This is a genomic window from Pseudomonas sp. ANT_J28, from assembly GCF_008370005.1.
GTDB lineage: Bacteria > Pseudomonadota > Gammaproteobacteria > Pseudomonadales > Pseudomonadaceae > Aquipseudomonas > Aquipseudomonas frigoris.
Genome location: NZ_VOBM01000026.1, coordinates 14,213 through 40,566 on the forward strand (window position 1 = coordinate 14,213; position 26,354 = coordinate 40,566).

Here is a 26,354-nt window from a genome sequence, read left to right on the forward strand (position 1 = left end):
GGCACATAGCCCATCCATCGCTTTGCCGGTGGGTGGGTTTTTTATTGCAAAAAGAATGGCTATTCAGGGTTCGTACCCATTCCATAGCTCACTTGTTAAACTAGCCCATTTTTCAGAGCCGTAAGGCTAGGGGCTGCGCCGTGAATTTAGAAACTTTGACGACGCATTGGAAATCGGAAGTTTCAAACAAGAAAAAACCCGGAAGTCACATCGGCCTGATAACCAACATTCTTAAACGAACCAGAAAGAACAACACGCTTAGGTACTTGTTTTTATTTAGACTTGCGCAGTATTTAAATGCTCGAAAAGGTTTGTTCCGCGTTTATGCGAAACGATTGGAAAGGAAGATCAATCTAAAGTACGGGGTTGAAATAAGTATTGATGCGAAGATAGGGCCCGGCTTTCGTATCGGCCATTTGCCTGGGGTCGTCATCACTGGCCATGTTCAGATCGGCCGAAATTTCTTTATCCGTCAAAATACCACCATTGGCATAAAAACCATGGGGTTACCTGAATATGACCTCAAGATCGGCGATAACGTAAGTGTTGGGGCAAATAGTTGCATCATCGCGGACACCCTCTCAATTGGTGATAACGTTACTATCGGGGCCATGTCCTTCGTTAATAAAAACATCCCTGAAGGCGCAACTTTTTATAACGCCAGATAATCGTGAGGTCTCTGGAGGGTGTCCCGGTCTTGCCCTGGTGTGTGCTCATCCTGAGCAATGCGGGCAAACAACCACTCCACAAACACCCGTGTCTGCACCGTCACGTCCGGCGCAACACCGTAGTAATAACGCGGCAACGGCATTCGCAATTCGGGCAACGGGCAGATCAGGCGACCGCTCGAGAGGTGGGTGCCCAGCAAAGAGGTCGGGCACAAGGCAATGCCCTGTCCATCCACGGTGGCCTCAAGCACCAAGTGCATGTGATCAAACTGCCGGGTGACCTGAGTGGCTGACTGGCCTTGATCAAAATGCAGGGCCCAGTTGTGCCAATCTTCGCGACGCGCCTTGGCGGTCAGTAACGTGTGCTGGCTCAGGGACGCGAGGTCTTCAAGGGCCAGACGCTCGATCAGCGAGGGTGCCGCGACCAGCAACAGTTCGTCTTCGAAGAGGGCTCGCGCCTCAATCGCCGGCGCCCAGTCGTCACGACCACGGCGAATGACGATGTCGAACCCGTCGCGCGCATGATCGGGTGCCTGGGTTTGGGTAATCACTTGCGGTTTGATGTCCGGTTGCTGCGCAATGAAATCCGCCAGTCTGGGCGCTAGCCAAAGCATGGCAAAGGATGGACGGACATTGATCTTCACGGTCGGCAGCGAGGCATGTTGCTTGAGCACAGCCGCGGCGTTGGCGATCTGTTCCAGCCCGGCGCTGACCTGCTCATAAAAGCGCTGGCCGGCCGGCGTCAGCACCGATTGACGGATACGCCGCTCGAACAGCAGCACACCCAGGTGCTCCTCAAGCAATTTGATATGCCGGCTGACGGCACTGTGACTGACATGCAGCTCCTCGGCCGCCAGGCTGAAACTCTGATGGCGAGCAGCAACGGCGAAGGCGCGAACAGCATTAAGCGGCGGTAGTGGATTTATCATGCGTCTAATTTAGTCACATATGCACCGCAATTAAAGCGTTTGTCACGCTCACGGCGCCCCGCCACTCTGCCCGCACGCAGCCAACGCCACCTGACGGAGCAAGACATGAACAGCTACGGACTTTTTCTACTGTTTGCCACCCTGACCATTTTGAGTCCAGGGCCTGGCGTGGTGCTGACCCTGTCCAACGCGGTGCGCCACGGCTGGACGGGGGCCGTGCCGGGCATTCTGGGGATCGCGTCGGGTGCGTTTATCGTCGCCGCCATCAGCGCCACCAGTGTCGGCCTGATCCTCAGCACCTCCGCCAACGCCTTTACGGCGTTGAAATACGCAGGGGCCGCCTATTTGTTGTACCTGGGTTACAAAAGCTGGCGTTCGGATGGTTTCAGCACGCGGCTTGAAACGCGCCCATCAAGTCCGGGCTACCGCTTCCTTGAGGCGGCTTCGATCCAGTTTTTGAACCCCAAGGCAGTGTTTTTCTTTCTGGCGGTGTTCCCGCAATTCATCGACACCTCAGCGCACTTCTCCACCCAGTTTTTCAAACTGGTCGCCTCCTATGGCGTACTGGTGATCCTCGTGCATGGCAGCTATGCGTTGCTCGCCAATGTTGCCAAAGGCTGGTTATCCAGCCCGAAGGGTTCCTGGCTGGCGGCGAAAGTCTCGGGCGTGACCTTCGCCGGTTTCGGCGTGCTGATGGCCTCGGCCAGTCGCTAAGGCGCAGAACTGGCGTTCGCGCGACGCCGGGTCTCGGTGAATGCGGATTGTGCTGTCGATACCTGAACCGGCAGTTCAACGGCAAACCGGCTGCTGAGTTCCTTTCGCCCGTTCGCGGTCAACGCCAGCGCGCGACTGTCCAGGTCCTGAGTCACCCATTTGCGCTTGATCGCCGTTTGCAACAACGCCGCCCCCAACGAACCGCCCAGATGCGGCCGACGCATGCTCCAGTCCAGGCATGGGCAGGCGAAGCGGCGGCGCTGCGTGCTCAAGTCCTTGACCTCGATACCCAACCCTTCAAACAGCGCCTCGCCGCTGTCGCTCAGCTGATAGACCTGTTCATCGGTTTCCAGCAGCCACCCCGCTTCGATCATCCGGTCATGCAGCAACACTGCCAACGTGCCGGCCATGTGGTCGTAGCACGTGCGGGCGAATTGCAGGCGATCCGGGGTGCGCGGGTTGAAGGTCGGCGCAGCGTTCTGGCCGATCACCATCAACGCTTCCAGCGCTTGGGCGACGCGCTTGTCCGTCAGGCTGTAATAGCGATGCCGGCCCTGCACGTGCAGCCGCACCAGCGCCAATTCCTTGAGTTTGGCCAGGTGCGCGCTGGCGGTGGAGGCGCTGACTTCGGCAATCGCCGCCAACTCGGTGCTGGTGCGGGCGTGGCCGTCCATTAGCGAACAGAGGATTTTCGTCCGGGCCGGTTCCGCGATCGCCGCGGCCACCTGAGAAACACCGATGTCGTGCTGTTCTACGTTCATATTTCGTTCCCGGACGAATCAAGGCCCTTTCGGACTGGAGATAGTAGCAACACTTTTCCAACCACGAACAAGGCTGCGACCCATGGACCCGATCATCGCTGCGACTCACGCCGATCCTTATCCCTATTACGCGCAACTGCGCGCGGAGGGCGGGCTGGTTTTCCACCAAGAACTGAAAGTGTGGGTGGCGAGTAGCGCCCGAGCCGTTGCGGCCGTGCTGGCGCATCCTGACTGTCATGTCCGGCCGTCCCACGAACCGGTGCCCAAGGCGATTGTTGGCGGGATGGCCGGCAAGGTCTTTGGTCAGTTGATGCGGATGAATGAGGGCGAACGGCAGCGTTGCCCGAGGTCGGCGATTCAACCGGAGCTGGCGTTGATTGATGTCGATGAAGTCAATGTGCTGGTTGGCGCTCGTCTGATCACTCCCGGCGCCGATGGATTGTACAACGCGATGTTTCGCGGGCCGGTGTGCGTGGTAGCTGCGCTGCTCGGGTTTTCCCCTGCTCAGGGCCGGGCAATCAGCGAGCTAACGGAGGACTTCGTCGCGTGCCTGTCGGCCCTTGGCGATCAGGCGCAACGGGATGCAGCGCACGTTGCGGCGGAACACTTGAGCGGCTATTTCGTTGAGTTGCTGGATGACCCGAACAATCAGAGCACCCTGCTCGCCGGGATACGCCAGCGCTTCGCGGCAACCTCTGGCGACTCTGAGACGTTGATCGCCAACCTGATCGGGCTGTTCTCCCAGACCTATGAAGCCACCGCCGGGCTGATCGGCAATGCGCTGTTGGCGTTGATTCGAAACCCGTCGGTGCACAGCGAATCGGCACCCGTTGACGACTTGATCGCTGAAGTTCAGCGCTTCGACCCGTCGGTGCAGAACACCCGCCGGTTTGTCGCGGCGCCTTGTGTAATCGACGGTGTAAACCTCAATCCCGGCGACGTGATTCTAGTGCTGTTGGCTTCGGCCAATCGTGATCCGCAGCTCAATGACCATCCCGACGTCTTTCTTCTTGATCGTCCAGACCGGCGCAGCTTCACCTTTGGTGCGGGTCGGCATCAATGTCCGGGGCAGACATTCGCCCTGAGCATTGCCAGCGCTACGTTGAGGGAGATTCTCGCTATGCAACCTGCTTTGGATCACCTGACCTGGCACTACCGACCCTCCCTGAACGGGCGGATTCCGCTCTTTAGCGATTTGCCATAAGAGCGCGTCATCATTCTTCGCGGGCAAGCCTCGCTCAGAGGAGAACGCGACCGAATGTAGGAGCGAGGCTTGCCCGCGAAGGCGGCCTGACAAACGATGCTTCATTTCCTTTGTGCCCAGCAGGCTACATCCAAATCAATCAACCCGACCAACACGCGCTGCATCCGGCCAGAACAGTGCCGCCTGTCCCCGATGCTCACCGTGCTGATCGATCAGCGTCCAGACTTTGCCTTCATGAATCATGAAGGCATTGCCATTCCGATCCACCCGATAACCGCTGTAGCCATGAGCAATCCCGTTGGCCGTGACCTGCTCCAGCAACGTCTGGCGAATGGCTCGGTCCAGTGGCGAAGCGCTGAACCGTGATGGCATGCCGAGGAATTGCGAGCGAGGGTATTTGAAACAGGCCAGCGTTTGTTCGTTGGCGTAGAAGAAGCAAGGATCGGCTTCAGGGCCGTGGGCCAGCAGGCTGTAATGCGCGTGCGCGTGCAACCAGTGCAAGCGCTCAGGTCGGGCCGATCTCAGACAAGGACGCTACCGTTCCGGGGACGACGTGCTGTTCGATGACCGGTGGAACACCGGGCCTCTATGCCTATCGGGAGACCTTTCAGCCCTAGCGGTTAATCGTCGCGGGTCAGTACTTCCAGCCACTCACTTCTCTCGATTGATTTTCCTATTGAGAGAAACACGTGCATTTGTAACAACAGGACGAGTTTCAGACTCGTCCTACAGCCATAGGATGCAATCCTGAGTTTTCACCAAGATATGAAAAACGCTCTGATTAAAGCTAAAAAAGTCGATAACAAGGGCAATGTTCCAGGATAAAAAAGTGGGCCTTCTCTACCAGGATCCATCAATGAGCCACGAGGAAGCGACGAGGCTTCTTGCTAGCAATGAAGAAGCGGACGTTATTGCCGCATTGGTTTCCATCGGCCTGAATGAACAGGACAGAACCTGGGCTCAGAACACCTGCCTCAAGTACCTCGCAAGTGAGACCTTGACGACATCGACGCATTCACCTGAATGACCGTGGCGTGGTGACCTGATCAATGCTCCAAAAAAAATCGCCCTCTCTGAGAGCAGGTAGGGCGGTTTTTGTCATTTCAGCTCATACACTAATCAATCATCACGTGTCAGCACTTCCAGCAATTCAATCTCAAAAATCAAATTCGAATGGGGGGGAATGCCCCCCATCGTCCGCTCGCCATAGGCCAAATGCGCAGGCACCCACAGCTTGCGCTTGCCACCGACCTGCATGCCCATAATCCCCTGATCCCACCCTTTGATCACCCGACCAGTGCCGATCACGCACTGAAAAGGCTTACCACGGCTGTAGGAAGAATCGAACTCGGTACCGTCTTCCAGCCAGCCACGGTACTGCGTGGTGATCAGTGCGCCTTTGACGGCGGCTTTGCCGTCGCCCACCTGGATGTCGATTACCTGAAGCTCGTCATTCATTGCATGCACTCGTGTGTTCGTTCGCCCGAAAGGCCTGATGGGCGCCGTTTTCCCAGATTTGCAGTCGATTGGCAACCATTCCGATCGCCTGGCGAGGGGTTTAAACCTGTTTCCCTCAGTGGCCGTGAACTAAGATATGCAACACCTACCCGTACGGATCAACCCGCCATGACGGCAACACCTGAATGAGTCTGGTATGGACCAGCGCAACCATCGGCTCAGTGATGCTTGCCCTGATCATCGCGTTGATCTGTCGAGAGCGCTCGCTGCAAAAGCAGCTGGCCGAGTATCGCGTGCTGATCACCAGCCTGACTGACGGACAAAACATCCGTCAGGACGGTGACGTCGAACGCTTCAAGCGCAGCCAGTACTTCGCCCGTATCGGCACGTGGGACTGGGATGTCGACACTGACAAGCTCTACTGGTCGGACGCGATCTACGGCATGTTTGGCTTCAAGATCGACGAAGTAACGCCCTCCTACGCGCTGTTTTGCTCATGTGTTCATCCGGATGACCGGGCCAAAGTCCGGGCCGGGGAATTGCGTTGCCTGGAAACCGGCGACAACCATGACGAGGAATACCGGGTGGTCTGGCCCGATGGCACGATCCGCTGGCTTCGGGAAACCGGCAATGTGGTCAAGAACGACCACGATGCAACGATCAAGATGATGGGCGTGGTACGCGATATCACCGAGGAAAAAGCCTCCGCCAGCTACCTGCAACACCTGGCGCACTTCGACCCGCTGACCGGTCTGCCCAATCGCCTGGTGCTCGAGGAGCGTCTGTCCGAGGCGTTGGAACAGGCGCGCATCAGCGCCACCAGGGTTGCGCTGGTGTTTGTCGACCTCAATGGTTTCAAGGCAATCAACGACCATTACGGCCATGCCGCCGGCGACCGGGTACTGATCACCACCGCCACGCGCCTGAAGAAAATCCTGCGTTCAACCGATACCGTCGCCCGGATCGGTGGCGACGAGTTTGTGGTCATCCTTCAAGGCCTGTCCCAGGGCAACAGCCTGCAAGACGAAGCCCGCAGCATCTGCCAGAAAATCTTCGTCGAACTGTCGCCACCGGTGACCATCGGTAATGATCAACGACACATCGGCACCAGCCTGGGGGTCGCGGTGTTCCCGGACCATGCGCCGAGCATGGACCGGTTGATTCATATTGCGGATCTGGCGATGTATGAGGCGAAGCGCAGTGGGAATAATCAGTATCGGTTGGGCACTGAAAGCCCCGTACGCGCTCACAGCGAATAGCCCTTCGACGGTTTAACGCTCCACTGGCGTGATATCCACAATCGTCCCGTTGGTGATCATCACCATCATGTACTTGTCATTGATCTGCACCCACTGCGCCTGAGCCTTCGGGGCTTTCAGGCCTTTCTGCTTCCAGTTGGTCAGGGCTTTTTCACTGCGCTGGTAGACGTCGGGGGCACGATCACCCATTACCAGTTGGCGGGAGTTGTTAACCCCCCCTCGAGTGATGTCTTGGTACCTGAAATCCGACTGCGCTGGCGCTGAATCATTCCTTATTGTTTTGATTATTGCGATTGCATTGGCATGACGCTTTCTTCTCAAGCCTTTATCCTGAGCGCCCCCGCCGTACCGAGTTGTGGAGTAAGCCATGCCCCATGAAGGCAACCTGTTGCAAGCCGCTGTCGTGTTTCTGTTCGCGGCCGTGCTCACCGTTCCCTTGGCCAAGCGCCTGCAACTGGGGGCAGTGCTGGGTTATCTGTTTGCCGGCGTGATCATCGGGCCGTCGGTGCTGGGCTTGATTGGCAATCCGCAAAGCGTCAGCCACATTTCCGAACTGGGGGTGGTGTTGCTGCTGTTCATCATTGGTCTTGAACTGTCGCCGCGACGTTTGTGGGTGATGCGCAAATCGGTGTTCGGCGTCGGCCTGGCGCAAGTGCTGCTGACGGGCTCAGTGATTGGTGTGCTGGCGTTGTTCGTGTGCGGCCAGCCGTTGAACAGCGCGATCGTGCTGGGCTTGGGCCTGGCGCTGTCGTCCACGGCGTTCGGTTTGCAAAGCCTGGCCGAGCGCAAGGAACTGACCAGTCCCCACGGGCGCTTGGCATTCGCGATTCTGTTGTTCCAGGACATCGCCGCCATCCCGTTGATCGCCATGGTGCCGTTGCTGGCGGGCGGCGATCACAGCAGCAGCGCTGGCGAAGGCCTCAATCACGGCTTGCGTGTGCTGGGTAGCATCGCGGTGGTGGTGATCGGTGGACGGTATCTGCTGCGCCCAGTGTTCCGGGTGGTGGCCAAGACCGGTTTGCCGGAAGTCTCGACCGCCACCGCGTTGCTGGTGGTGATCGGCACGGCGTGGTTGATGGACCTGGTCGGCGTGTCCATGGCGTTGGGGGCGTTTCTCGCCGGGTTGCTGCTGGCTGACTCCGAATACCGTCACGAACTGGAAGCGCAAATCGAGCCGTTCAAGGGATTGCTGCTGGGGCTGTTTTTTATCAGTGTCGGCTGGGCGCCAACCTGAGTCTGCTCCTGAGCGCGCCGATCACGGTGCTGGGCCTGACCCTGTTGCTGATCGCAATCAAACTGCCGCTGCTGTTTGTTGTCGGTCGGCTGGGGGGTGGTCTGGGCAAGGTCAGTGCGATTCGCCTCGGCATCGTGCTCGCGGCCGGTGGTGAATTTGCGTTTGTGGTGTTCAAGATCGGCCGCGACCAGGGACTGTTCGAGCCGCGCCTGTACGACTTGCTGGTGCTGACCATCACCTTGTCCATGGCGGTGACGCCGCTGCTATTGCTGTTGTGCGCGCGACTGGTCAGCCCCAGGGTTCAACCGGTGGTGGTGCCGGAAAAATTCCGCGAGATCAATACCGACACGCCACGCGTGGTGATCGCCGGCATGGGCCGTATGGGGCAGATCGTTGCGCGGATTTTGCGCGCGCAGAACATCAAGTTCGTCGCCCTCGACACCTCGGTGGAAACCATCGAACTGTCGCGCAGCTTCGGCGGTGTACCGGTGTTCTACGGCGACCCGATGCGCCCGGAGATCCTCAGCGCGGCCAAGGTCGAGCAAGCGGAATACTTTGTCATCGCCACCGACGACCCGGACACCAACATCAAGACCGCCGAGTTGGTGCACAAACTCTACCCGCACATCAAAATCATCGCCCGGGCCCGCAACCGTCAGCATGTGCATCGGCTGGTGGACCTTGGCGCCGAGGCCATTCGGGAGACCTATTATTCGAGTCTGGAAATGAGCCGACGCACGCTGGTCGGCCTCGGGCTGACCCAGGCCCAGGCCGATGCGCGAATCAAGCGCTTCAAGCATCACGACGAGCAGGTGCTGGAGGCCCAGCATGCGATTTATGACGATGCGGCGAAGGTATTGCAGACGGCGCAGGAAGCCCGGGCAGAACTGGCGAGGTTGTTTGAGGCGGATCAGTTGGAAGAAGAATCAGGTAAGCGTTGAGGCGACTGTTAGGGCCTCTTCGCGAGCAAGCCCGCTCCCACATTGGTTCTTTAGTAAACACAGAATGTGTGTACGACTGAGATCAAGTGTGGGAGCGGGCTTGCTCGCGAAGAACGATAACGCGGTATTTCAGGCAAACCAGAATTTCCAAGGAACTCACTATGGCTGACCAACCCCCCGCCCTAAAAGAAATCTTCAACGCCGAGCGCCTCAAGCACATCGCCACCGAAATGACCGCCGTCTACCCCGCGTTCAACGCCAAGGCCTTCCTGAAACTGGCCAACGACGGGCTTGCGCAATTGTCGATCATGCAGCGCATGGCCCGGGTCGGCGAGTGCCTGCACGCGGTCCTGCCGTTGAGCTATGAAGAGACGCTTGAAGTGCTGCGCGCCCTCGCTCCGCGGCTGAACAGCGGCTTCGTCAGCATCTCATTACCGCATTACGTCGCGACGTACGGCGGACATGCCTTCGAACAATCCATGGACGCCCTCAAGTACTTCACTGCGTTCGGCTCCTCGGAGTTCGCGATCCGCCATTTCCTGCGCAGCGACATCGAACGCTCCCTGGCGGTCATGCACGAGTGGTCCCTGGACGAAAACGAACACGTCCGCCGCCTGGCCAGCGAAGGCAGCCGACCGCGCCTGCCATGGTCGTTTCGACTGGAACAGACTCAGGCTGACCCAACATTGGCGGCGGCGATCCTCGACAACCTCAAGGCCGACAACAGCCTCTACGTGCGCAAGTCCGTGGCCAACCACCTCAACGACATCACCAAGGATCATCCCGAATGGGTGCTGGACTTGATCGAAGGCTGGTCGCTGGACAACAAACACACCGCATGGATCGCCAAACACGCCCTGCGCAGCCTGATCAAACAGGGCAACCAACGAGCGTTGGCGATCATTGGCGCGGGCGGCAAGCCTGAGGTCGAGATCATCGATGTGAAGGTGCAACCGGCGGTGATTCGTCTGGGTGAAAAAATCACCCTGTCCTTCGCCGTGAAATCCACGGTCCAGGACAGTCAGCGACTGGTGATCGACTACGCGATCGATTACGTCAAAGCCAACGGCAGCACGTCGGCGAAGGTGTTCAAGCTCAAGGCGCTGACGCTTCCCGGCAAGGCTACTGAATCCATCGCCCGTAGCCAGCAGATCAAGGAACTCACCACCCGAAAGCACTACGTGGGCAAACACGCCGTGCATGTGCTGGTGAATGGGGAACGCCTGGCCAGTACCGCATTCGAAATTATCCCTTGAAACACGAACCCTTGTAGGAGCAAAAGCTTGCTCGCGATGGCGTCAGGTCTCTAGGTGGGTGAACTCGCCAAATAATACGCAACCAAAGCATTCGCATGGCCATGCCCCATACCATGCTCAGTCTTCAAGCAACGATTGAAGCTATCGCGAAGCGCTCTAAAGAACTGTCATTTCTAACAGGTCACTTTCAGTTTGGCCGGGGCTAAGCTGCGCCCACTGGAGTGAATTGAGGTGTTCATCATGTCCCGCAATCGTTACCTATTGCCGCTGGGCGTTTGCTTGTTGGTGATGCTGCCCGTATTCCGCGATGCCCTGGGTGTCACGTGGGTACCCTTAAAAGACGAAGTGGAATTTCAATGCGATAACGGCAACACGGTGCCGGGCTACAGCGTGTATGTTGTCGGCAATCATCCGGAGCTAGGGAGTTGGGATCCGGCCAAGGCCGTAAAGCTCGACCCTAAACCCGCCCCTAACAACTCTACATGGACCGGCAAGGTACTTTTCCCAGGTACGGACGACGGCAAAGATGTGGAATGGAAGTGTATCGTGCGCAAAGAGAACGACCCGACCGACGTAAAGTGGCAGACCGGTTCCAACAACACGGTGAAGTTGGCTTTCACCACAAAGAGTATCGGCACGTTCTGAGGCATAAGTGACCGCGTCCGGACAATCTTTTGATCTTTGTTATCCCATCAACAGCCCCTGCTCCGCCTCACACAACTCCACCACGTAATCCCACAACACCCGCAAGCGCACGGATTTGTGCAGTTCACGCCGCGTGCTGATCCAATAGCTGCGCTGAATACTCTCATCCGGCAACAACGGCACCAGGCCAGGGTCGGCGCTGGCCATGTAACACGGCAGCACAGCGATCCCCAACCCGGAACGCGCGGCCTGTTGCTGGGCGATGACGCTGGTGCTGTGGAAGACCACCTGCGGATTGCGGCAGAAGCTGTTGAGAAACATCAACTCCTGGCTGAACAGCAAGTCGTCGACGTAACCGATCCAGGCGTGGCGACCGAGGTCTTCGCGGCTGCGCAGCGGTGGCGAACGGTCGAGATACTCCTGGCTGGCGTACAGCGCCAATCGATAGTCAGTCAGTTTGCGGGTGACTAGCATGTCGGCGGCCGGGCGCTCCAGGTGGATGCTGATTTCGGCCTCGCGATTGAGAATGCTGACAAAGCGCGGCACCGCCACCAGTTCCACTTCCAGCCCCGGATAACGTTCGAACAGGCCGTTCATGCGGCTGGCGAGGAACATGATGCCAAGCCCTTCCGTCACCCCAACACGGATTTTGCCCAACGGTGCACTCGACTGAGTGATTTCTTCCTGAGCCAGCAGCGCGACGTTTTCCATGGCTTCGGCGTGTTTGAGCAGCGCTTCGCCGGCCGGGGTCAGCTCATAACCCTGGGCGTGCTGGACAAATAACGCCGTGCCGAGGCTCTTTTCAATGGCCTCGATGTGCCGGGCCACGGTGGCGTGGGTGGTGTTCAAACGGCGGGCAGCGGTGAGCAAACGCCCGCCGCGCTGCAACTCGAGAAAAAACCGCAGGTCATTCCAGTCGAACATGAACCGTCCTTGAAGTGAGGCTGTTTAAAAACGCACAGCGGCTGCGCAAAAACTAACATTCTTTTGACGAAAGCTAACAACTAGGATGACCGACAACAAGAACAACAACATGAGGTCACGGATGCAGACTTCCCTGGATGAATACGACTACATCGTGGTCGGGGCCGGCCCGGCCGGTTGTTTGCTGGCCAATCGGCTGTCGGCCGACCCGCGACATCGCGTGTTGCTGCTCGAAGCCGGCGGCCGCGACAACTATGCGTGGATTCACATCCCCGTGGGTTACCTGTTCTGCATCGGCAACCCGCGCACCGACTGGTGCTTCAAGACCGAAGCGCAACCCGGCCTGCAAGGCCGCGCCCTGAGTTATCCGCGTGGCAAAGTTCTCGGCGGCTGTTCCTCTATCAACGGCATGATCTACATGCGCGGCCAGGCCGGCGACTACGACGGCTGGGCCGCCGAGGGCAATCCCGGCTGGAGCTGGCAAGACGTGCTGCCGTTGTTCAAAAAGAGCGAAAACCATTTTGCTGGCGATTCGGAATTTCACGGGGCCGCCGGGGAATGGCGGATCGAACGTCAGCGGCTGTCGTGGCCGATTCTCGATGCCTTCCGCAGCGCCGCCGAGCAAAGCGGCATCGCCAGCATCGATGACTTCAACCAGGGCGACAACGAAGGCTGCGGCTACTTTCAGGTCAATCAGAAGGCCGGGATCCGCTGGAACGCGGCCAAGGCGTTTCTCAAACCGATCCGCAACCGCCCCAATCTCACCGTGCTGACCGACGTCGAAGTGGATCGTGTGCTGCTGGAAAACGGCCGTGCGTCAGCAGTCAGCACGCGTTGGCACGGTCAGGCGAAAACCTTTAAAGCGCGCAAAGAGATTGTGCTGTGCGCCGGTTCCGTAGGCTCACCGAGCATCCTGCAACGTTCCGGAATCGGCCCTCGCCCGCTGCTGCAAAAACTGGGGATTGGCGTTGCCCATGAACTGCCCGGCGTGGGTGGCAATCTGCAGGATCACCTGCAACTGCGCCTGATCTATAAACTGGAAAACGCCCGCACGCTGAATCAAATCGCCGGAAGCCTGTGGGGCAAGATGGGCATGGGCCTGCGTTACCTGTATGACCGCAGCGGTCCGTTGTCCATGGCGCCGAGCCAACTCGGAGCCTTCGCCCGTTCGGGACCGGAGCAGACGTCGGCGAATCTCGAGTACCACGTTCAGCCACTGTCGCTGGAGCGTTTCGGCGAGCCGTTGCATGCGTTCCCCGCCTTCACGGCGTCGGTGTGCGATCTGCGCCCGCAAAGCCGTGGTCGGATAGAGATTCGCTCCATCGATCCGCAGGAAGCGCCACTGATTCAGCCCAATTACTTGAGCCATCCGGAAGACTTGCGGGTGGCAGCAGACGCGATTCGCCTGACCCGGCGCATCGTCGCGGCACCGGCCCTGCAAGCATTCAAACCGGTGGAGTACTTGCCCGGCGACAGCTTGCAGAGTGAAGAACAACTGCACGAAGCCGCCGCCCGCATCGGCACCACCATCTTCCATCCGGTCGGCACCTGCCGCATGGGCAACGACGCGGACGCCGTGGTCGATGCCGAGTTGCGCGTTCACGGCATCCCCGGCCTGCGCATCGCCGACGCCTCGATCATGCCGCGCATCACCTCGGGCAACACCTGTTCGCCTACGCTGATGATTGCGGAAAAAGCTGCACAGTTGATGCTTGCCGCTACTGCCGACAGTTCCCCTGTGGGAGCGAGCTTGCTCGCGATGACGGTATGACTTCCAGCATCAATGTTGACTGATACACCGCTATCGCGAGCAAGCCCGCTCCCACAGGGGATTTGTATTTGATTCACGGACATTGAGCTTTAACCCTGCAAGGAACACGCAACACCAGTGGAACAAAAAAAACAATCACTGTGAGGGATACCGATATGTCAGAACATGTTCAGCCTCTGGAAGCCGTGCGCAGCGCGGGCACCAGCAAGGAAACCCAAAAAGTCATCTTCGCCTCGTCGCTCGGGACGGTCTTCGAGTGGTACGACTTTTTCCTCTATGGCGCCCTCGCGGCGGTGATCAGCAAACAGTTTTTTGCCGGGGTCAACGACACCACGGCGTTCATCTTTGCGCTGATGGCCTTCGCTGCCGGCTTCATCGTGCGGCCGTTCGGCGCCTTGGTGTTCGGCCGGTTGGGGGACATGATCGGGCGTAAATACACGTTCCTTGCGACCATCATCCTCATGGGCCTGGCGACCTTCTGCGTCGGGCTGCTGCCGACCTACTCGAGCATCGGCATTGCCGCGCCGATCATCCTGGTGCTGCTGCGCATGCTTCAGGGCCTGGCCCTGGGCGGTGAATACGGCGGCGCTGCGACCTATGTCGCGGAACACGCACCGATGGGAAAACGCGGCTTCCACACCAGCTGGATTCAGTCCACCGCAACCCTCGGCTTGCTGCTGTCGTTGCTGGTGGTGCTCGGTTGCCGTTACTTCACCGGTGACCAGTTCGAAGTCTGGGGCTGGCGGATTCCGTTCCTGTTTTCGATCATTCTGCTGGGCATCTCGACCTGGATTCGCATGAGCCTGCACGAGTCGCCAGCGTTCGTGAAAATGAAAGAAGAAGGCAAGCTCTGCAAGTCGCCTCTGCGCGATTCCTTCGGCAAATGGGAAAACCTTAAAGTCGTCCTGATCGCCCTGTTTAGCATCAACGCCGGGCAAGCCGTGACCTTCTACGCGGCGCAGTTCTACGTGCTGTTCTTCCTCACTCAGTTCCTGAAAATGGACCCGGCGCTCGCCAACAGTCTGTTGATCGTCAGCGTGATCATCGGTGCACCGTTCTTTATTTTCTTCGGCTGGCTGTCGGATAAAGTCGGGCGCAAACCGGTGCTGATGATCGGCCTGCTGCTGGCGACTGCACTGTACTTCCCGATCTTCAAGTCCATCGCCCACTACGCCAACCCGGCCATCGACCAGGCCAGCCGTCAAGCACCGATCACCGTACTGGCGGACCCGGCCACCTGCACCTTCCAGTTCGACCCGGTGGGCAAGGCGAAATTTGATAGCCCTTGCGACAAGGTCAAAACCTTCCTGGTGAAACAGGGCCTTCCCTACAACAGCGAAGCTCTACCTGCCGGCAGCGCCGTGCAGGTCAGCGTTGGTGAAGTGAAACTCGATGGCTACGATGAAGCAGCCCTGCGTGGCGCCGTGACCCTGGCCGGGTATCCATCAAAAGCCGATGTCCAGCTGATCAACAAACCGATGATCGTGGCGCTAATCGTCGCGCTGATCATCATTTCCGCCATGTGCTACGGCCCGCTGGCAGCGCTGATGGTCGAACTGTTCCCGACCCGAATCCGCTACACCTCGATGTCCCTGCCTTACCACATCGGTAATGGCTGGTTCGGCGGTTTCCTGCCAACGGTGTCGTTTGCCTTGGTGGTGTACACCGGGGACATCTTCTACGGGCTGTGGTACCCGGTGCTGATTACCGGGGTGAGCCTGGTCGTCGGGATGATCTGTCTGCGTGAGACCAAGAACGTGGATCTGGATACCAACTGACAGCACGAGCAAAAAAACGCCCCGCAATGCGGGGCGTTTTCGTTAATCTGACCCGACGCTCGACGCAACCATCGCCCCGCCACTGACCAGACCGAGGCACCATGATCATTTCATCCGCATCCGACTATCGCGAGGCAGCACGTCGCAAACTTCCGCGTTTTTTGTTTGATTACATTGATGGCGGGGCTTATGCAGAGCATACGCTGAGGGCCAATAGCGCTGATCTGACTGGCATCAGCCTGCGTCAGCGCATTCTGAAAAACGTCGAAACCTTGAGTCTCGAAACCACTCTCTTCGACCAACCGCTTTCAATGCCAATCATATTGGCCCCGGTCGGCCTGACGGGTATGTTCGCCCGTCGTGGTGAAGTGCAGGCGGTTAAAGCGGCGGAAAATAAAGGCATCCCGCTTTGCCTATCAACGGTTTCGGTGTGCTCGATCGAAGAGGTCTCGGCACAAAGCCAACAGTCCATCTGGTTTCAGTTGTATGTGTTGAAGGACAGAGGCTTCATGAGAAATGCACTGGAACGGGCGAAGGCCGCCGGTGTGAAAAACCTGGTGTTTACCGTGGACATGCCCACGCCCGGCGCCCGTTACAGGGACGCACACTCAGGCATGTCAGGTCCTTTTGCATCATCGCGGCGAATGCTTCAGGCCATGACCAAACCCGACTGGGCATTCAACGTCGGCGTCATGGGACGTCCACACGACCTGGGCAATATCTCGAAGTACCTTGGCAAAGCCGTCACGCTCGAAGACTACATGGGCTGGTTGGCCAATAACTTCGACCCTTCGATCAGCTGGAGCGATCTGGAGTGGATTCGTGAGTTCTGGAAAGGCCCGATGATCATCAAAGGCATTCTCGACCCTCAGGATGCCAGAGACGCGGTCAGCTTTGGCGCGGACGGCATTGTCGTGTCGAACCACGGCGGGAGACAGCTGGACGGCGTGCTCTCCACCACCAAGGCATTGCCGCCCATCATGCAAGCCATCGGTAATGATTTGACGGTGCTGGTCGACTCGGGAATCCGCTCGGGGCTTGATGTCGTACGGATGTTGGCGCTGGGCGCAAAAGGCGTATTGCTGGGGCGTTCCATGGCTTATGCACTGGCCGCCGATGGTCAACGCGGGGTGGAGAATATGCTGGATATCTTCGCCAAGGAAATGCGCGTCGCCATGACCTTGACCGGGGTGACCTCGATTAGTCAGATTGATGAATCCACACTGGTGGATGCTGTTCGATGAGCTGAACACCTGCTCTTAAAAACGCCCCGCCCCTGCGCAGGGCTCGAGTCGTGTGTCGACAACGGAACGCGGAGCGTCCCCGGCGGCATTCCCACGCAGAGCGAGGGAACGATCAATACGCGCAGGCGTTGAGAAAACAGGCCGGCCGGTAGGCCGCCTCGCTTTGGCTTTTGCGGTGCACGCCCCCTCGAGAGGCCGAGTGGAGGTTCTGCGCAGTGGGCAACCCGGCATGGATGCCGGGTTAGCCGCCCCAGGCCATGGATGGCCGATGGCGGCGGGCCCACGGAGCAGGACCGGAACGAGGGCACCCTGAGCCTAGGCGAAGGGCCGAACGAAAGGGGCAAGAGCCTTTGGTTACTTGGGGCTTTTCCAAGTGACCCGCCGTAAGGGCGGAACCCTAAGCCGCCGTGACCGCAGAAACGGATATGCACACGATCAACAAAAGACAGATCGGCCGCCTCGCTCTTGCTCTTGATCCTCCGCCCTCTCGCTACGCATGTGTGCCTGGAAAGCGACCCTCACTCAACGTCTTTGAGAACTTCATAGGTCACTTGATCGGGATAGAACGCCATGTAGCCGCGAATCTGATCAACCGACACTTTAGGGTCTTCATAGCTCCACACCGCGTTAGCGCCCTCATGTCCCGGGACTTGCAGACTGAAATAGCTGGCATCGCCCTTATAGGGGCAATAACTCGTGTGATCGGTGCGGGCAAAGTACTTTTCATCAATGTCCTCCCGCGGTACGTAATACACCGGAGGATAGTTGGCCTCGAGCAACACCAGCGCCCGTGAGGACGCGGCCACCTGAATACCGTGAAACTTTACCAGCAGGCAGCCCGGCTGCTCTGCGATGGTGATGACAGGACTAGGACCGGAGGTTTTCATGGAATACGTTTCTCCTGACGCTGATGGACCTGTGAGAGCGAGGCTTGCCCGCGGTGGGCGCAGCAGCAGCCCCAAAACCTGAGACCACGACTTTCAGGTATAACCCAGATTTTGCACACATGACGGCTTCGCAGCCGAACGGGACGGTGCGGCGTTCCGACGAGCCTCCTCGACGGCATAGGTAATGCCAAGTCCCTGCACGGCGAGGTCCTTGGGCCTTCCACCGAATTGAATATTCGAAGTCGGCGAAACATCGTCTACGATCAATAGCACCGTTGTCACCCCTACTGCGCAGTCAGGCAGTCGTGGCGTGGGGGTTCGAGTCTCAGAAACTTGAGGATCTCCACATGCCCGCCACGAAGTTTTCTCTCAATCAGAAAATCATCACCCTGGATGCCCGTCCTGATCGCCTCGACCTGCGCGATCGGATCTTCACCCCACGGGTCCAGTCACTGCCGCCCTCCTGGCCCGCCGACAAAGACATCGCCACCGAACTCTCTGCATACCTGGGTAAAGGCCTGGTGCTCTACCAAGGCAACGAAGGTGCTTGCACAGGGTTCGGGCTGGCGGCGGTGGTCAACTATCTGTTGTGGCTGCGGGACCGGGCGTCCATCAAGACGAGCCCGCGTCAGCTTTATCATTTGGCCAAACTCTATGACGAATGGCCAGGAGAGGACTACACCGGTTCCAGTTGTCGCGGCGCCTTGAAGGGATGGCATAAGCACGGTGTCTGCGCCGAGGAACTGTGGCCGTATACGGTCAAGGCCAATGGGTCGGTTCCGGCGTTTGAAGCGCCCGCCGAGAATTGGGCCATGGACGCCGTAACCCGGCCGCTGGGGGTTTACTACCGCGTCGAGAAAGACGACATCACCGCCATGATGGCGGCGCTGTACGAGGCGGGTGCGCTTTACGTTTCCGCCAATGTGCATCAGGGCTGGGCACTGATGCAGCCCAAAGGCAAAAAACGTCCGCCGGCGGTGTTTCAGAGCATGTCTCAGCTGCCTGTCATCAAATGGCCGACAACCAGCCAGGGCGGTCACGCCTTTGCCTTGATCGGCTACACCCGTCAGGGGTTCATCGTGCAGAATTCCTGGTCAACCGACTGGGGATACTCGGGCTTCGCCACCCTGACGTTCGAGGACTGGCTGGCCAACGGCACCGACGCCTGGACCGTGGCCCTCGGGGTGCCAATCGAACACGGCGCGTTATCGCACAACGCGCGGCCTTCACGTTCCCGGGCCGATGTTCAATCAGCGTTTCGCAACGCGCTGTCGAGCTCCAGCGCCAAGCGCGAAGGTTTCTCGCTGTTCACTGCCGGTGCCCGCGATACCGGTCGCAAAGGGCCTCCCCTGTTGACCATGGATCAGGCGTACGGCCTGACCATCGTGATGGAAAACAACGGCACCATCGGCCCCCGACTCACCGACGTCGAAAACGTCCGCGCGGGCGTCAAGCGAATCGTCTACGAGTCGCCTCGTGCCTGGTACGACAAGCTGCCGGCGGCAAACAAACCCGCCGTGCTGCGCATCGCCATCATTGCCCACGGCGGGCTCAATTCCGAGCAAGACTCGATCAATCGAATTTGTGCGATGGCGCCCTACTTTCTTGAAAACGGCGTCTATCCCCTGTTTGTCACCTGGCGCACCGGGGCGCTGGAGACGTTTGCCGACATCGTCAAGGACGCCCTTCCGGGTCTCTTTCCCGAGGGGGGTGGCATCAGCGATGTGTTGAAAGCCATCAAGGACAAGGCCCTGGAAGGTTTTGATCGCACGGTGGAACTGGCGACCAAAAAACTCGGCGGCGATCAGTGGAGCCAGATGAAGCAGAACGCCGAAGCCGCCTCAGTGGCAGGCTTTACCCCACGCGGGCTGGTGGAAATGGCGGAGAACCTGAAAAAACTGGTCGCCGACATGGGCAAGAAGAACGTCGAGCTTCATCTGATCGGTCATTCCGCCGGGGCCCTGATCAATGGCCACTTGATTCAACTGCTGTGGGCCAGAGGCCTGGCCATCGAAACGTCGACGCTGATGGCCCCGGCCTGCACCCTCGATTTTGCCAACCAGACTTATCGCAAAGTCATCGAAGGTGGAGGACTCAAACGCAAGGATTTCCACCTCTACATGATGTCGGACAACCGCGAACAGGATGACAACGTCATCGGCGTGTACCACAAATCGCTGCTGTACCTCGTCTCCCGTGCCTATGAAGAACTGCAACGCATGCCGCTGCTGGGCATGGCCAAGAGCCTGGACAAGAACTTCCAGGACTTCAGCGATCCCGATCTGGCGGAGTGGAACATTGCTGCCAAAAACATGACCGAACAGTGGAACCAGTTTTACTGGGGAAAAACCATTCCGGCCGGTTTTGCCGCCACGGGCCGTGGGCTTCCCGAGGCGTTCGCGAAAACCCTGCATATCTTTAACGATCCGAAAATGAACTACGGCGCGGGCACCAAAGCGGATACCTCCCACGGCGGGTTCGACCATGATGTGAACGTCATTACGGCAGCCTTGCTGACCATTCTCAGACGTGAGCCCGACGGGAAGCTGGACCAGCCGGTGGTTAACCTGAACTACTGAGGCGTCTGCGCAATGAATCGCAACGCACCGACTGTACATCCATACAGATAAAGATTGCCCCATCGCTCATCAGCCGCCATTCTGTGCGCCTCTCGACAGTTGATGAGCGATGGTGGTTATGCGGCTGTACCTCTGTGAAAAACCTTCCCAGGCTAAAGACATTGCGGCCGTCCTCGGCGCCCGGCGTCGTGGCGACGGCTGCTGGCTGGGAACGGACGTCACGGTGACCTGGTGCATCGGCCATCTGCTGGAAACCGCGCCGCCGGACGCCTATGACGCGCGTTACAAGCGTTGGGTGCTGGCGGATCTGCCGATCATTCCAGAGAAGTGGAAGATGACCGTCAAACCGCGCACGGCCAACCAGTACAAAGCGGTCAAGCGGCTGCTCGGCGAGGCCGATGAATTGGTGATTGCCACCGATGCCGACCGTGAAGGCGAGATGATCGCCAGGGAACTGGTGGAGCATTGCCGTTATCGCGGGCCGATCCAGCGGCTATGGCTGTCGGCACTGGACGATGCGTCGATCCGCAAGGCGTTGGCGGCCCTGAAGCCGGGGGCCGAAACCTTTAGCCTTTACCATTCGGCACTCGGGCGCTCGCGGGCCGACTGGTTGATCGGGATGAACATGAGTCGGCTGTTCACGCTGTTGGGGCGTCAGTCCGGTTATCAGGGCGTATTGCCGGTCGGTCGGGTGCAGACGCCGACCCTGCGCCTGGTGGTGGATCGCGACCGCAGCATCGCCGATTTCGTGCCGGTCGCCTATTGGGCCATCGATGTGCAACTGCTGCACGACGGCACCACGTTTACCGCCCAGTGGCGTGCGGCCCCCGAGGTTTGCGACGATCAGGATCGCTGCCTCAATCAAGCGTTGGCGCAAAATGCAGCGGCGGCAATTGGCAGAGCGGCGAGTGCCCGGGTGATCAAACTGCGTACCGAGCGAATGCGCGAAGTGGCCCCCTTGCCATTCGATCTGGGCACCTTGCAGGAAGTCTGCTCGAAGAAGCTCGGGCTCGGTGCCCAGGAAACTCTCGACATCGCCCAGGCCCTGTACGAAACCCACAAACTCATTACCTATCCGCGCAGCGACTGCGGTTATCTACCCGTGAGTCAGCACAGCGAAGCACCGGGCATTCTGGCCGCGCTGAGGCAGGCTGATCCGGCACTGAATGCCTTGAACGATTTCCTGGAGCCTCAGCGCCGCTCACGGGCCTGGAACGACGCCAAAGTCAGCGCTCACCACGGCATCATCCCCACGGCTGCGGCGAAAAACCTCGAGCGACTGGTGGGCAAGCAGCGGGCGGTCTATACCCTGATTCGCGCGCGTTACCTGGCGCAGTTTCTGCCCAACCATGAATACGACCGGACCCAGGCCGACTTCGACTGCGCCGGTGAAGCCTTGCGTGCCGTCGGCAAGCAGATTGTCGAGCCCGGCTGGAAGCGCGCCTTGCCCGAGGCCCTAGCCCCGGCCAAGGGCCGCGAAGCACCGGCGCCGCAAACGCTGCCGGCATTGGCCGAAGGGCGTGACTGCGCGGTGGCCGACGTGAAGCTCAAGGACCTCTGGACGCAACCGCCCAAACCGTTCACCGAAGGCGATCTGATCAAGGCGATGAAGAACGTCGCCAAACTGGTGGAAGATCCCCTGCTCAAGCAGAAACTCAAGGACACCACCGGCATCGGCACTGAAGCGACCCGCGCCTCGATCATCCAGGGCCTGCTCGACCGTGGTTATCTAATCAAGAACGGCAAGGCCCTGGCCGCCACCCCGGCCGCGTTCAGCCTGATCGATGCGGTACCGCGTGCCATCGCCGACCCGGGGACCACGGCGATCTGGGAGCAGGCGCTGGACATGGTGCAGAGTGGCGAGATGAGCCTGGAAGAATTCGTCACCAAACAGGCCGCGTGGATGAGCAAACAGGTCGCCCGTTGCGCAGGCCTGAGCCTGACCATCAGCGGACCGGCAAGCCCCGCCGGGCGCGGTGCCACGCCATGGAAAAACAAACGCAAGCCCGCCAAACGCAAGCCCTCGACGGGCACCAAACGCGCGGCAAAACCGACGAGCAAGGCTTAAGGGCACTTCGACCGAGCCAAAAGGGTCTAGTGTTCTTCAAGCCCAGCGACAGCCCCATTTTCTAAGAAGGCATCGACCATGATTATCGTGCATCACCTCAACAACTCCCGTTCCCAGAGGATTCTCTGGTTGCTGGAAGAACTGGCCATCCCTTACGAGCTGAAACGCTATCAGCGCGACCCGAAGACCAACCTGGCACCGCCCGAATTGAAAGCGATCAATGCCCTGGGTAAATCACCGGTCATTGAAGACGGCGCTCAGAAGCTGATCGAGTCCTCGGCGATCATCGACTACCTGATTCGCCGCCATGGCGACGGTCGCCTGCAACCCGATCCGTCCACCCCCGCCTATGACGAATACGTGCAGTGGCTGCATTTCGCCGAAGGTTCAGCGATGTTGCCGCTGATGTTGAACCTGTACGTGGGCCGTCTCGGTGAGGCCGGCGCGCCGTTGCATCCGCGGATCAATTCGGAGGTGGCCAACTACCTGGCTTACCTCGACACAGCTCTGAGCCAATCCGATTACCTGCTGGGCGATGAGTTCAGCGCCGCCGACATCCAGATGAGTTTTATCGGTGAGATCGCCAGAGCCCAAGGCAAGCTCGGCAACTATCCTCATATAGCGGCCTGGATTGAACGCTTTCAGGCTCGCCCGGCCTATCAAGCCGCACTGAAAAAAGGCGGGAAATACGATTTCGCCCCCCACTGAGTGATCACGCCCGGGCCAGGGATGGCCTGCACCTCAGGAGCTAACAACATGCCCTTGATCGAACTGCACGCCGCCCAGCGCGACGAACTGGAAACGCTTGAAAACCTGATGCAGTTCTACATGTATGACTTCAGCGAGTGGCTGCCGCTGAAGCTCGGGGAGCACGGTTTCTTCAACGCCCAGCCCAAACCGGGTTACTGGCAAAAACCTGCAACCAGGCCGTTTCTGATCATGGTCGACGGGGAATTGGCCGGATTCGTGACTGTGGATGATGAAATCCAACTTCACGGCGCCGAGTACAACATCGGCTACTTCTTTGTCAGTCGACGCTTTCGTGGCCAAGGCGTCGCGAAGTTTGTCGTTTCCAGCCTCTTGAGCCGGTTCCCCGGTCAATGGCAAATTTTCCACCTCGACGCGAATCAGCCTGCGCGGCGATTCTGGGCCCGGGTCCTGGCTGATCACACCCATGGCGAGTTCACCCTGCATCAGCTGCCGGTAGACGGTTATCCCTGCACCTTTTACCGATTCCAGACATCGCTGCCATCGTCCTGACTGGCGCTTTCCCATTTCGATTTTTAATTCCAAACGACTTTGTCCGACAATATGTAGTGACCAAAAATAATCACTACAAAACCGTTGACGACTCCGATTTGCCCTTGCATGATGCAGACGTCTCCCCGATCGGGAGAACAGCAACACGTTTGAGCAAGCTCGTCTGACCGCCGAGCTGTTTTTCCCGGATACACGCTGCCCACAAGGCAGATTGAAGAAGCTGACCTGGCCTGAACGTCCAGTACAAGGACGAGAAGCGCTGGCGATCAATCCTCATGAAGCTTGTGACCGACCCTGAAAATGTCGGCAGTGGCCAGAAGGTTTTCGCCGCTTCTCCTCGTTGTGACGCTATTGCGTAGCAGTTATTCAACACGACTACATGCAACAGACGCGGGACCCCGTCAATTTGGCGGCCGACCGCTGACGTCCTGGTTTCGGTGCCAGGGATCAACTAACCGATGGGCTACCTGTATTAGCGAATCAACTTTGAAAGATCACCAAATGGTCAAGGGGCTTACTATGAATCTGAACAATCAACCCACTATCGATGAACTGGCTTATCTGTTCGCTGCACAAAAAGACAGCCATGACAGCCATATTCTGTGGATCAGCAAATCGGGCCAGGTGCATATCGACTGCCTGTCGCCTCACGCCCATGAAGCGGAGTTCGACAAGAACAACCAGAACCTGCTCGCTCGACTGAAGATGTACCGTCGCGGCCAAGGCTATGTCGGCAAGAAAGCCGCGGCAGACAAGGACTTCATCGGTAATGTTCTGCAAACGCTGAAACAGGCATGGGCCTCGATGCAGAACCAGAACGAAGTTCGGGTGATTGACCGGTTCTCCTGATGCCTCCACACCCCATCCATAAAAAGGCCCCGCTCGTCACATCGAGCGGGGCCTTTTTGTTTGTCTCGTGCGCACCAAACAACGCTATCGTTAACCGTGTGCACTGGATCATTGGAGGTTTGTGATGAACATACAACTGACAGGCTTGCTGTTGCTCGTAATGGCCAGTGCTGCTCATGCAAACAGCATCACCGGCGTTCCGTTGTTCGATGCGGACTGCCCCGGCAAAATCATCGTCCACGCGGATCAGGACGGACCGGTGTTGATCAACAGCAAGGAAGCCGAGACCAAAGCCATTGACGATCGCCGTTTCGAAGCCAAGGGTTCGGGCGTCGTCATCTCGATCCTCCTCGCCGATGACGACTCGGTCACGGTGTCCTCCACGGGGAAGGCGCCCAATGGTGTGTGCCAATTAGTGGAAGATTGACGTCGTCGACTCACCCACAGCCGCACTCAACACCAGCTCCATAAAAGCCACCGACGCCGCACTGTGATAGTTGTTTTTACGTCGAAGTAGCGCGGCCGCTCTTTTCGGTGCCTCCCCCAACAACGGGATTTTGCGCAACGCCCGGTCCTCGGTGGCAATGGGCTCCGGAAGGATGGTGGCGATGGCCGTGTGCCGAATGACTTCCAGCAAGGTGCTCACCGAGTTGACCTCGATCACCACCTTCGGCGTGATCTGCTCCTGAGCAAAGTACTCATCAATGCGGGTGCGGGTAACGAAGTCAGGGGCCAGCAGCGCAAATTCCAGTTGCGCGACCTCTTGCGCGGACAACTCGACCTGGCTTTCGTATAACGGGTGATCGCGCCCCACCATGACGCCCAACGTCTCGGTAAACGCCGGGATCGACTCGATGTCGGCATTTCTGACCTGGGTAAACGCGATGGCGATGTCCAGTGAGTCATCCACCAGCCCGGCCTCGATGTCATCCATCGACAGCTCAAAAATCTGTAGATGGATGTTCGGATACCGCGCCACGTAATCGCGCACCAGCGGCCCCACCAGGTACGCCATGAACGTTGGGGTCATGGCCAGCCGCAAGGTGCCGCGGGACAAGTCCTTTACGTCATGCAGCGCACGTTTGCCTGCCTCCAGTTCCACCAGCACCCGACGAGCACATTCGATGTAGGCCTCTCCCGCATCGGTGGGTTTCACCGTGCGCGAGGTTCGGTCGAACAGGCTCACGCCCAGGGTTTCTTCCAGTTGCCGGATCTGTTGGGACAGGGTCGGCTGCGAAACATGAAGCGCCTCGGCGGCGCGGGTGAAACCGCCGTGGTCGGCGACCGCCAGCAAGTAACGAAGGTGTCGGAGCAGCATCGCAATCCCCATCTATAGGCTGTGCTTATGCGCTGCATTGTATATCGGTCTTGGACGCTATTGATCGATCAGCAGAAGATTGCTTCACACCCAAGCAACATCACTCCCGTCAGGAGAAACACCATGCAACAGTCCCACGCTTACAACGACCCAAGCCTGGCCCTGACCACGTCGATCCTCGATGCGAAAGCGCGCAAAAACCTGTCCTGGCAGGACCTGACCGACGGCACCGGCCTCGGTCTGGCCTACGTCACTGCCGCCCTGCTCGGTCAGCACCCGTTGCCGGAAAGCGCCGCCAAAGTGATTGGAGAGAAACTGGACCTGGACGCCGACACCGTGGCCCGCCTGCAAATCATCCCGTTGCGCGGCAGCCTCTCGGGTGTCCCGACCGACCCGACCATCTACCGCTTCTACGAAATGATCCAGATTTACGGCACCACCTTGAAAGCCCTGGTTCATGAGCAATTCGGCGACGGCATCATCAGTGCGATCAACTTCAAGCTCGACATGAAGAAAGTCGAAGACCCGGAAGGCGGCTCCCGCGCAGTGATCACACTCGACGGCAAGTTTCTGCCACTGCGTCCTTTTTAAGTGGATACCGGCCCGC

23 protein-coding genes and 4 pseudogenes are annotated in these 26,354 nt (G+C 58.8%); 18 read left to right on the forward strand and 9 right to left on the reverse strand.

What is annotated here, in order from left to right; all coding sequences use genetic code 11:
* Positions 1-140 precede the first annotated feature (140 nt).
* On the forward strand, positions 141-668 hold the full coding sequence (locus tag FQ187_RS18625) for a serine acetyltransferase (RefSeq protein ID WP_149630599.1): 528 nt from the start codon (positions 141-143) through the stop codon (positions 666-668).
* Here the strand turns inward: FQ187_RS18625 and FQ187_RS18630 are convergent.
* Entirely contained in the window at positions 653-1,597 is a 945-nt protein-coding gene (locus FQ187_RS18630) for a LysR substrate-binding domain-containing protein (RefSeq protein ID WP_149630600.1), read from the reverse strand. The two genes, FQ187_RS18625 and FQ187_RS18630, sit on opposite strands and share 16 nt — an antisense overlap.
* A 105-nt stretch (positions 1,598-1,702) precedes the next feature.
* Between FQ187_RS18630 and FQ187_RS18635 the strand changes: the two genes are divergently transcribed.
* The gene (locus FQ187_RS18635; RefSeq protein ID WP_149630601.1) at positions 1,703-2,311 is read left to right on the forward strand and encodes a LysE family translocator; all 609 of its coding nucleotides are present in this window, start codon (positions 1,703-1,705) and stop codon (positions 2,309-2,311) included.
* Here the strand turns inward: FQ187_RS18635 and FQ187_RS18640 are convergent.
* Positions 2,308-3,072: a helix-turn-helix transcriptional regulator gene (locus FQ187_RS18640; protein ID WP_149630602.1), complete on the reverse strand. Its 765-nt coding sequence runs from the start codon at positions 3,070-3,072 to the stop codon at positions 2,308-2,310. The two genes, FQ187_RS18635 and FQ187_RS18640, sit on opposite strands and share 4 nt — an antisense overlap.
* 82 nt (positions 3,073-3,154) lie before the next feature.
* Here FQ187_RS18640 and FQ187_RS18645 point away from each other — a divergent pair, with 82 nt between their 5' ends.
* Positions 3,155-4,276 carry a cytochrome P450 gene (locus FQ187_RS18645; RefSeq protein WP_149630603.1) on the forward strand — a complete coding sequence of 374 codons (1,122 nt, stop codon included), beginning with the start codon at positions 3,155-3,157 and terminating at the stop codon, positions 4,274-4,276.
* A gap of 135 nt (positions 4,277-4,411) precedes the next feature.
* Here the strand turns inward: FQ187_RS18645 and FQ187_RS18650 are convergent.
* Positions 4,412-4,783 (reverse strand): annotated as a pseudogene (locus FQ187_RS18650) (MEKHLA domain-containing protein); the annotation flags it as partial.
* 349 nt (positions 4,784-5,132) lie between these two features.
* Here FQ187_RS18650 and FQ187_RS29995 point away from each other — a divergent pair.
* A complete protein-coding gene (locus FQ187_RS29995) occupies positions 5,133-5,303 on the forward strand; it encodes a hypothetical protein (protein ID WP_178122735.1) in 171 nt (56 codons plus the stop codon).
* A 92-nt stretch (positions 5,304-5,395) separates the two neighbouring features.
* On the opposite strand, the gene FQ187_RS18655 is transcribed toward FQ187_RS29995, so the two are convergent.
* Positions 5,396-5,734, reverse strand: coding sequence for an FKBP-type peptidyl-prolyl cis-trans isomerase (locus FQ187_RS18655; protein ID WP_149630605.1), 339 nt, complete (start codon positions 5,732-5,734; stop codon positions 5,396-5,398).
* A gap of 185 nt (positions 5,735-5,919) precedes the next feature.
* On the opposite strand from FQ187_RS18655, the gene FQ187_RS18660 reads away from it, so the two are divergent.
* Positions 5,920-6,993, forward strand: a complete 1,074-nt coding sequence (locus FQ187_RS18660; protein WP_149630606.1) for a sensor domain-containing diguanylate cyclase — start codon at positions 5,920-5,922, stop codon at positions 6,991-6,993.
* Positions 6,994-7,005: 12 nt separating this feature from the next.
* Here FQ187_RS18660 and FQ187_RS30435 read toward each other — a convergent pair.
* Positions 7,006-7,188, reverse strand: a pseudogene (locus tag FQ187_RS30435) (RcnB family protein); the annotation flags it as partial.
* A 172-nt stretch (positions 7,189-7,360) separates the two neighbouring features.
* On the opposite strand from FQ187_RS30435, the pseudogene FQ187_RS18670 reads away from it, so the two are divergent.
* Together FQ187_RS18670 and FQ187_RS18675 are read left to right on the forward strand one after the other, a co-directional pair.
* Positions 7,361-9,168, forward strand: a pseudogene (locus tag FQ187_RS18670) (monovalent cation:proton antiporter-2 (CPA2) family protein).
* Positions 9,169-9,329: 161 nt separating this feature from the next.
* The gene (locus FQ187_RS18675) at positions 9,330-10,424 is read left to right on the forward strand and encodes a DNA alkylation repair protein (RefSeq protein WP_149630608.1); all 1,095 of its coding nucleotides are present in this window, start codon (positions 9,330-9,332) and stop codon (positions 10,422-10,424) included.
* A 50-nt stretch (positions 10,425-10,474) separates the two neighbouring features.
* Here FQ187_RS18675 and FQ187_RS18680 read toward each other — a convergent pair.
* Positions 10,475-10,552 (reverse strand): annotated as a pseudogene (locus FQ187_RS18680) (DUF4287 domain-containing protein); the annotation flags it as partial.
* Between the two features lie 112 nt (positions 10,553-10,664).
* Here FQ187_RS18680 and FQ187_RS18685 point away from each other — a divergent pair.
* Positions 10,665-11,069: a carbohydrate-binding module family 20 domain-containing protein gene (locus FQ187_RS18685; RefSeq protein WP_256667352.1), complete on the forward strand. Its 405-nt coding sequence runs from the start codon at positions 10,665-10,667 to the stop codon at positions 11,067-11,069.
* Positions 11,070-11,108: 39 nt separating this feature from the next.
* On the opposite strand, the gene FQ187_RS18690 is transcribed toward FQ187_RS18685, so the two are convergent.
* Entirely contained in the window at positions 11,109-11,993 is an 885-nt protein-coding gene (locus FQ187_RS18690) for a LysR family transcriptional regulator (protein ID WP_149630610.1), read from the reverse strand.
* 121 nt (positions 11,994-12,114) lie between these two features.
* Between FQ187_RS18690 and FQ187_RS18695 the strand changes: the two genes are divergently transcribed.
* The 3 genes from FQ187_RS18695 to lldD all read left to right on the forward strand — a co-directional run bounded on the left by FQ187_RS18695 (position 12,115) and on the right by lldD (position 16,786).
* A complete protein-coding gene (locus FQ187_RS18695; protein WP_149630611.1) occupies positions 12,115-13,764 on the forward strand; it encodes a GMC family oxidoreductase in 1,650 nt (549 codons plus the stop codon).
* A gap of 155 nt (positions 13,765-13,919) precedes the next feature.
* Positions 13,920-15,542, forward strand: coding sequence for an MFS transporter (locus tag FQ187_RS18700; protein WP_149630612.1), 1,623 nt, complete (start codon positions 13,920-13,922; stop codon positions 15,540-15,542).
* Between the two features lie 101 nt (positions 15,543-15,643).
* Entirely contained in the window at positions 15,644-16,786 is a 1,143-nt protein-coding gene (gene lldD / locus FQ187_RS18705) for an FMN-dependent L-lactate dehydrogenase LldD (RefSeq protein ID WP_149630613.1), read from the forward strand.
* Positions 16,787-17,304: 518 nt separating this feature from the next.
* Here lldD and FQ187_RS18710 read toward each other — a convergent pair.
* Positions 17,305-17,673: a DUF427 domain-containing protein gene (locus FQ187_RS18710; protein ID WP_149630614.1), complete on the reverse strand. Its 369-nt coding sequence runs from the start codon at positions 17,671-17,673 to the stop codon at positions 17,305-17,307.
* Between the two features lie 347 nt (positions 17,674-18,020).
* On the opposite strand from FQ187_RS18710, the gene FQ187_RS18715 reads away from it, so the two are divergent.
* The 6 genes from FQ187_RS18715 (at position 18,021) to FQ187_RS18740 (ending at position 24,856) form a co-directional block, all read left to right on the forward strand.
* Positions 18,021-20,252 (forward strand): C1 family peptidase, encoded by a 2,232-nt coding sequence (locus FQ187_RS18715; protein ID WP_149630615.1) that lies wholly within the window; start codon positions 18,021-18,023, stop codon positions 20,250-20,252.
* Positions 20,253-20,370: 118 nt separating this feature from the next.
* Positions 20,371-22,320, forward strand: coding sequence for a DNA topoisomerase III (locus FQ187_RS18720; RefSeq protein WP_149630616.1), 1,950 nt, complete (start codon positions 20,371-20,373; stop codon positions 22,318-22,320).
* Positions 22,321-22,398: 78 nt separating this feature from the next.
* Entirely contained in the window at positions 22,399-23,028 is a 630-nt protein-coding gene (locus FQ187_RS18725; protein WP_149630617.1) for a glutathione S-transferase family protein, read from the forward strand.
* A 48-nt stretch (positions 23,029-23,076) separates the two neighbouring features.
* Positions 23,077-23,580, forward strand: coding sequence for a GNAT family N-acetyltransferase (locus FQ187_RS18730; RefSeq protein ID WP_149630618.1), 504 nt, complete (start codon positions 23,077-23,079; stop codon positions 23,578-23,580).
* Between the two features lie 519 nt (positions 23,581-24,099).
* Complete coding sequence (locus FQ187_RS18735) at positions 24,100-24,429, forward strand: hypothetical protein (RefSeq protein ID WP_149630619.1); 330 nt, start codon at positions 24,100-24,102, stop codon at positions 24,427-24,429.
* Between the two features lie 124 nt (positions 24,430-24,553).
* A complete protein-coding gene (locus tag FQ187_RS18740; protein ID WP_149630620.1) occupies positions 24,554-24,856 on the forward strand; it encodes a hypothetical protein in 303 nt (100 codons plus the stop codon).
* On the opposite strand, the gene cynR is transcribed toward FQ187_RS18740, so the two are convergent.
* On the reverse strand, positions 24,842-25,747 hold the full coding sequence (gene cynR, locus FQ187_RS18745) for a transcriptional regulator CynR (RefSeq protein ID WP_149630621.1): 906 nt from the start codon (positions 25,745-25,747) through the stop codon (positions 24,842-24,844). The two genes, FQ187_RS18740 and cynR, sit on opposite strands and share 15 nt — an antisense overlap.
* Positions 25,748-25,870: 123 nt before the next feature.
* Here cynR and cynS point away from each other — a divergent pair, with 123 nt between their 5' ends.
* Complete coding sequence (cynS, locus tag FQ187_RS18750) at positions 25,871-26,338, forward strand: cyanase (protein ID WP_008043963.1); 468 nt, start codon at positions 25,871-25,873, stop codon at positions 26,336-26,338.
* Positions 26,339-26,354: the final 16 nt, after the last annotated feature.

What these genes read in the sequence shown, in the direction of transcription:
- FQ187_RS29995 (WP_178122735.1), top strand. Translation starts at nt 5,133, where the DNA reads ATGAGCCACGAGGAAGCGACGAGGCTTCTTGCTAGCAATGAAGAAGCG.
- FQ187_RS18710 (WP_149630614.1), bottom strand. Translation starts at nt 17,673, where the DNA reads ATGAAAACCTCCGGTCCTAGTCCTGTCATCACCATCGCAGAGCAGCCG.
- FQ187_RS18635 (WP_149630601.1), top strand. Translation starts at nt 1,703, where the DNA reads ATGAACAGCTACGGACTTTTTCTACTGTTTGCCACCCTGACCATTTTG.
- FQ187_RS18735 (WP_149630619.1), top strand. Translation starts at nt 24,100, where the DNA reads ATGAATCTGAACAATCAACCCACTATCGATGAACTGGCTTATCTGTTC.
- lldD (WP_149630613.1), top strand. Translation starts at nt 15,644, where the DNA reads ATGATCATTTCATCCGCATCCGACTATCGCGAGGCAGCACGTCGCAAA.
- cynS (WP_008043963.1), top strand. Translation starts at nt 25,871, where the DNA reads ATGCAACAGTCCCACGCTTACAACGACCCAAGCCTGGCCCTGACCACG.
- FQ187_RS18685 (WP_256667352.1), top strand. Translation starts at nt 10,665, where the DNA reads ATGTCCCGCAATCGTTACCTATTGCCGCTGGGCGTTTGCTTGTTGGTG.
- FQ187_RS18660 (WP_149630606.1), top strand. Translation starts at nt 5,920, where the DNA reads ATGAGTCTGGTATGGACCAGCGCAACCATCGGCTCAGTGATGCTTGCC.
- FQ187_RS18720 (WP_149630616.1), top strand. Translation starts at nt 20,371, where the DNA reads ATGCGGCTGTACCTCTGTGAAAAACCTTCCCAGGCTAAAGACATTGCG.
- cynR (WP_149630621.1), bottom strand. Translation starts at nt 25,747, where the DNA reads ATGCTGCTCCGACACCTTCGTTACTTGCTGGCGGTCGCCGACCACGGC.
- FQ187_RS18695 (WP_149630611.1), top strand. Translation starts at nt 12,115, where the DNA reads ATGCAGACTTCCCTGGATGAATACGACTACATCGTGGTCGGGGCCGGC.
- FQ187_RS18640 (WP_149630602.1), bottom strand. Translation starts at nt 3,072, where the DNA reads ATGAACGTAGAACAGCACGACATCGGTGTTTCTCAGGTGGCCGCGGCG.
- FQ187_RS18645 (WP_149630603.1), top strand. Translation starts at nt 3,155, where the DNA reads ATGGACCCGATCATCGCTGCGACTCACGCCGATCCTTATCCCTATTAC.
- FQ187_RS18630 (WP_149630600.1), bottom strand. Translation starts at nt 1,597, where the DNA reads ATGATAAATCCACTACCGCCGCTTAATGCTGTTCGCGCCTTCGCCGTT.
- FQ187_RS18725 (WP_149630617.1), top strand. Translation starts at nt 22,399, where the DNA reads ATGATTATCGTGCATCACCTCAACAACTCCCGTTCCCAGAGGATTCTC.
- FQ187_RS18700 (WP_149630612.1), top strand. Translation starts at nt 13,920, where the DNA reads ATGTCAGAACATGTTCAGCCTCTGGAAGCCGTGCGCAGCGCGGGCACC.
- FQ187_RS18730 (WP_149630618.1), top strand. Translation starts at nt 23,077, where the DNA reads ATGCCCTTGATCGAACTGCACGCCGCCCAGCGCGACGAACTGGAAACG.
- FQ187_RS18715 (WP_149630615.1), top strand. Translation starts at nt 18,021, where the DNA reads ATGCCCGCCACGAAGTTTTCTCTCAATCAGAAAATCATCACCCTGGAT.
- FQ187_RS18690 (WP_149630610.1), bottom strand. Translation starts at nt 11,993, where the DNA reads ATGTTCGACTGGAATGACCTGCGGTTTTTTCTCGAGTTGCAGCGCGGC.
- FQ187_RS18655 (WP_149630605.1), bottom strand. Translation starts at nt 5,734, where the DNA reads ATGAATGACGAGCTTCAGGTAATCGACATCCAGGTGGGCGACGGCAAA.
- FQ187_RS18675 (WP_149630608.1), top strand. Translation starts at nt 9,330, where the DNA reads ATGGCTGACCAACCCCCCGCCCTAAAAGAAATCTTCAACGCCGAGCGC.
- FQ187_RS18740 (WP_149630620.1), top strand. Translation starts at nt 24,554, where the DNA reads ATGAACATACAACTGACAGGCTTGCTGTTGCTCGTAATGGCCAGTGCT.